This is a genomic window from Acidobacteriota bacterium, from assembly GCA_003696075.1.
In the GTDB taxonomy this organism is placed as follows: Bacteria; Acidobacteriota; Polarisedimenticolia; order J045; family J045; genus J045.
The window spans coordinates 1-3708 of sequence record RFHH01000103.1; the positions used below are offsets into that span (position 1 = coordinate 1).

At 69.6% G+C, this 3708-nt stretch carries 3 protein-coding genes; 1 reads left to right on the top strand and 2 read right to left on the bottom strand.

The genetic code is table 11. The features are described from left to right. The coding region (locus tag D6718_06560; protein RMG45809.1) for a hypothetical protein at positions 1-1746 on the top strand (1746 nt) is incomplete at its 5' end. A 203-nt stretch (positions 1747-1949) separates the two neighbouring features. On the opposite strand, the gene D6718_06565 is transcribed toward D6718_06560, so the two are convergent. Continuing rightward, complete coding sequence (locus D6718_06565; protein ID RMG45810.1) at positions 1950-2132, bottom strand: hypothetical protein; 183 nt, start codon at positions 2130-2132, stop codon at positions 1950-1952. Between the two features lie 43 nt (positions 2133-2175). Further along, positions 2176-3708 (bottom strand): hypothetical protein (locus D6718_06570; GenBank protein ID RMG45811.1); only part of this gene is annotated, 1533 nt, incomplete at its 5' end.

Genomic DNA, 3708 nt, shown 5'->3' on the forward strand with positions numbered 1-3708 from the left:
AATCAAGCGGGCGCTTACTTCGGGATCTCGGTATCGGGCGCGGGCGACACCGACGGCGACGGCTACGACGACGTCGTCGTCGGCGCGGAGTACTACGACGACGTGCAGGTCGACGAAGGAGCCGTCTTCCTTTATCGGGGTTCTTCCTCGGGCCTTGATAGCTCCCCTTTCTGGACCAGGGAAGGGGGTCAGGATTACGCGTATTTGGGCTACTCCGTGGCAGGAGTCGGCGATCTCGACGGCGACGGCTACGCCGACGTCGCGGCGGGCGCTCCTGACTACGATGATCCCGAAGTGGACGAGGGAGTCGTGTTCGTCTACTACGGCGGGCCGAGCGGGCCCTCATGGACCCAGTTGCTCCAGCAGAATTCGGCTTACGCGCTATTCGGAAATGCGGTCGCCGGCGCCGGCGACGTCAACGGCGACGGCTTCGCCGATCTGGCGGTCGGCGCTCCGTACCTTGACAGATTCTTCAGTACTCAAGTTGGTGGGGTGTTCGTCTACCTGGGATCGGAGAGCGGACTATCGTATGCCGAGAACTGGGCCACATACGGTTCGCAGGATTATGAGAACTGGGGATTAAGTGTCGCCGCGGCCGGGGACGTCAACCGAGACGGTTACGGAGATCTGATCATCGGTGGACCTTCTTTCGATGGTGCCTATACTCAGGAAGGCGAGGCCAGCGTCTTCTTCGGCGGCGGAGACCAGCACACGGGGCTTCAGATCGCCCAGCGCCGCGCCGACGACACCGCCGCGATCGGCCGCAACGGCGCGACGCACACCACCGACGGCTTCAAGCTCCAGGCCCTCGCCCGCTCCCCTCTCGGCCGGACGCGCGTCAAGCTCGAAACGGAGGCGAAGCGCGGCCGCTCCGGATTCGACGGCAGCGGAACGAACCGCACCGCTTCGTGGACCGACAGCGGGACCTCCGGCGCCGTCCTCAGCCAGGTCGTGACCGGCGAGCCCGGGAACTACCACTGGCGCCTGCGCGCGCTCTACGACCCGGCGAGTTCGCCGCTGCTGCCCGCGAGCCGCTGGATCACGATCCCGTGGGGCGGCTGGCGGGAAAGCCGCGTGCGCCACTCGACGTTCATCGGCGGCAGCGTCTGGGAGGACTGGAACGGGGACGGCATCCGCGGCCTTTCCGAACCGCGCCTCGCCAACGTGCGCGTCGAGCTGATCGATTCCTGGGGTTACGCGGTGCAGGTCGCCTACACCGACACGGCAGGGCTCTACCGCTTCGAGGTCGATCCTTCCACCCGCTACGCCGTCCGCTTCGTGCGCCCGTACGGCTACGGCTTCACGCTGCAGGACCAGGGAGGCGACGACACGCTCGACAGTGACGCCGATACCGTCACCGGCGAAACGGTGCTCATCGGGCCCCCCTATGGCAGCTTCGACGCCGACGGCTGGAGCGCGGGGCTGCGCAAAGAGGGCCCGTGCTACCCGCCCGACGAGGCGGTTTACATCGCGAGCGTGCGCCAGGACGCGAACGACAACACGGTGCTCGACATCCAGGACCCGAACCAGCCGCGCGCGGTCACCGGCTACAACATCTACCGCTCCTCCGACGCCGGACTCGACCCGTCGCAGTGGCCGCTGATCGCCACCGACGTCGTCGACGAGGACGCCGGCACCCCGAACGTGCAGTGGACCGACACGACGGGCGACGTCTCACCCACCGGCGTCTGGTACTACCAGGCGACCGCCTACAACCACGACTGCGATGCGGAGGGACCGCGCTGAGAAGGGGGCGACGCGACAGGCGGGACGGCCCCGTACCGCGCACGAATCCGCCGGACGATTCGTGATTCTTCCGGAGCGGCGATGGCCCAGGGGCCGTCATCCGGCACGGAGCAGAGCCGCCGTGCGGGGCGTCCTGTGGCCAGGCCGCGGACGCGGAGGCCGGCGCCATGGTGGCGCCGGCCGCCCACATCCCGGATGCCGCGTCAGCGGACCGTGACGGTCGGCTGACCGCTGCCGACGTCGAGGCCCGGCCGCATCGTCGTGCGGTCGAACGACGTCGCCGGCAGCTCGATCAGGGCGGTCACCCGGTCGCCGTCCGAAACGAGGAACGGCGCCGTGCGGATGTCGCCCGTGCCGGCCATCGGGCCCATGCCGGGCACCGCCATGCCGCAGGCCTCGACGCTGGCGCCCCGGTTCTTGCCTCGCCGGTCACGGAAGCGGGCAACCGTTCGTCAGCGTGCACAGCCGGCCGTGACCGCACCGGTAGTCGGGGGCGGTCCCGAGGACGTCCCGCGCCCGCCCCCCGAGGACCGCCAGCGCCGCCGCGCCGTCGAGGAAGCCGACGCGATCCATCAGCAGCGCCGCTGCGCCACCCACGTGGGCGGCGCCGAAGGAAGTCTGGAAGCCGCCGCCGAAGGTGACGGTCTGGATGTCACGCGCCGGGGCGCACAGGAACGGCACCTCTTCGGTTTCGAGCCCCCACGCGCTGAACGGCTCGAGTGCGTCGGCGAGATCGGTGACACCCACCGCCACCACACCAGGCAGGTCCGCCGGGATCATCCGGTTCCCGGGAGTGAGCGAGCGGGGAGGCACGAAGTCGGTGCTGACCGTGCCGGGGTTGAAGTCGTTGTCGGCCTCCCAGTAGAGGTGGAACCGGTTCGACCCGGCGCTCTGGTTCTCCCTGAAGATCGCCAGGAAGTAGCACGCCTGGCCCGGCCCCGGGTTCCCGAAGTCGAGCAGATCCCACGGGAAGTCGCCGTCGCGCCCCGCCTGCAGGTTGGTCTGCGGCTGGTTCGCCGAGGTGTCGACGAGCTGCAGCGTCCCGTCGGCGGTCAGCTCGTAGATATCGAGACTGTAGTCTTGATCGCTGTTCGGCAGGGAGTTCCCCTCGGGATCCACCCAGTCGTCCCAAACCAGGTCGAAGTAGATGCGGTCGTCCTGGCCCAGGCAGAATTCGTTGAGCCATCCACCCGCCGCAGGATCGTCATCGGCGAACCACACGTCCATGTAGCCGTCCGAGTCGAACGAGTCGTCGAACGTGCCGTGCCAGTGGTCGGCTGCGGCCGGAGGTGAGGTGAACAGCGGAGCGAGGAGGAGCAGGGCCAGGAAATCGGTGTCGCCGACGTCGTTGATCCACGGGATCCCGGCCGCCAGAACCCGGGCGACCTCGTCGTCCACGGGGCCCGTGCCGAATCCGTCCCCCCACGCGCCGGGCGACCAGGTGAGCGTGCTGATCACCAGGTCGGCGGCGGGCCCGTTCCCCGGCCCCCCGGTGAGGATGTAGTCGACCGCCTGCGTCAGGCTGTCGAGCACGCCGGAATCGACCGCCAGCAGCTCGAGGTGCGCGCTCGGGGCCATGTCGGCGACGATCTCGGCGACGGCGGCTCCGTCGACGATCCCGTTCACCGGCGGATCGCACGGGTTCGGGTCGTTGTCCAGGCAGCCCTCGATGTCCCAATCGGGCGCGAAGTCGTGCGCCGCGGTGTCGGCCGGAAGTTCCCCGGAAGCCATCAGGTCGGCGTAGCCTCCGAATCCCAGATCGAGAATGGCCACCCGCACCGGCGTTCCGCGCGCGAGCCCGAAGGCCTCGGAGGCGAAGTCCTGCCAGCGGTCGGCCCCGGTGATGCCCACCCCCTGGCTCGCCACCGCACCGGCGGCCGGCAGCGGCACGGCGTTCGCGAGGGCGGCCGCCCGCCGCACCCGCCGCAGCTCACGGATGTCGGCGTGCCTCGGGCCGCGCCG